The sequence below is a fragment of the uncultured Phenylobacterium sp. genome (assembly GCF_902826855.1).
Lineage (GTDB): Bacteria > Pseudomonadota > Alphaproteobacteria > Caulobacterales > Caulobacteraceae > Phenylobacterium.
In genome coordinates this window covers 18,326-19,876 of sequence record NZ_CADEGK010000076.1, presented here as the reverse complement: position 1 = coordinate 19,876, position 1,551 = coordinate 18,326, and the positions used below count along the sequence as shown (strand labels likewise).

Genomic DNA, 1,551 nt, shown 5'->3' with positions numbered 1-1,551 from the left:
GGAGGCCCGACGCGAAGTTATTCCGCGGATCGGCCAAGGGTAGCTGTCGGCGCACGCGGGGCGCCCGGCCGGCCTATAGCGTCGGGTCGTCGCTCACCCGCACCAGCATCTTGCCGAAGTTGCCGCCCTTGAGCATTTCGGCGAAAGCGGCGGGGAGGGTTTCGAGGCCTTCTCGGATGTCCTCGAGGTACTTGACCTCGCCCTTCGCGACCCAGTCGCCCATGTCGGCCAGGAATTCGTCCTGATGGTCGGCCACGTAGTCGCCGACGAAGAGGTTCGAGACGGTGACGCCGCGGGCTTTTGCGCGTTTCGCCAACTCGGCGCCGGCGTTGGCCTCCGGGGCGTCGCCGTAGTGGGCGATGAGGCCGCAGATGGTCATCCGGCTGCCCGGGTTGAACAGGGGCAGCACCGCGTCGAACACCGCGCCGCCGACGTTCTCGAAATAGACGTCGACGCCGGCCGGGCAGGCGGCCGCCAGGTCCTGGGCGAAGGTCGGGCTGAGGTGGGAGACGCAGGCGTCGAAGCCCAGTTCGTCCGCCACATAGCGGCACTTCTCGTCCTTGCCGGCGATGCCGAGGACGCGGGCGTCCCTGAGGCGGGCAAGCTGGCCGGCGATCTGGCCGACGCCGCCGGAGGCTGCCGACACCACCACGGTTTCTCCCGGCTTCGGGTCGCACTGGAGGATCATGCCGGCATAGGCCGTCAGGCCCAACATGCCGAGCACGCCGACGGCCTGGGAGATGCGGCCGCGGGCCGGGTCGAGCTTGCGAGGGATCATGTAGGCCGGGCGCTCAACGCCATCGCCCATCAGGCCGTATTCCGCCCAGCCGTTGGTGCAGAACACGAAGTCGCCGGGGGCCAGGCCGTCGATGCGGCTTTCCACCACCTGGGCCACCGTGCGGGCGTGGCAGGGGGCGCCCTTCGGCTCGACGCCGCGGCGCTTGTAGCCCCACTGGTAGGGGTCCAGCGAGACGTAGATCGTCCGCGTGAGCGCCTGGCCGGGGCCGGGCTTGGGGATCGGCGCCTCGCGCAGCTCGAAGGTGTCGGGGCCGGGCCAGGCGGGCACCGGGTGGTCGGCCAGGGTCCAGTAGCGATTCATGGGGCTCATGCGGTGTCTCCCGCGGCCTTTATGGCGACCGCCCCCGGCGGAGTCGACCGCCGCCCATCTGCGCCGGCGCTACCCGAGCTTCGCCATCCGGGCCCGAAGGGTGGCCACGAGATGGGCAGGCTCGAACGGCTTGACGATGAAGTCGCTGTCGGGGACGCCGGCGGCCTCGGATGTTTCCGGCGACGCCTCGCCGCTGACGTAGACGACCGGCAGGTCAGGGACCGACTGGCGGGCGAAGCGGGCGACGTCATAGCCCGTGGCCCCCCGGCCAAGGTTCACATCCACCACGAGCGCCTGGAACGCGTTGGCCCTAAGCGCGGCGTAGGCATCCGTGTCCGTCTGGACGCAGACAGCCTCCAACTGGGCCTGCGCGAGAATCTCAGCGATCAGGCTTCCGACCGAGGCATCGTCTTCGACAACCAGAATTCGCCCCATACGCGGCC

At 70.0% G+C, this 1,551-nt stretch carries 2 protein-coding genes; both read right to left on the bottom strand.

Annotated elements, in window-relative coordinates; all coding sequences use genetic code 11:
* Positions 1-73: 73 nt before the first annotated feature.
* Positions 74-1,108: an NADP-dependent oxidoreductase gene (locus tag QZV94_RS12180; protein WP_293678155.1), complete on the bottom strand. Its 1,035-nt coding sequence runs from the start codon at positions 1,106-1,108 to the stop codon at positions 74-76.
* Positions 1,109-1,177: 69 nt separating this feature from the next.
* A partial coding sequence (locus QZV94_RS12175) for a response regulator (protein ID WP_293678154.1) occupies positions 1,178-1,551 on the bottom strand: 374 nt, incomplete at its 5' end.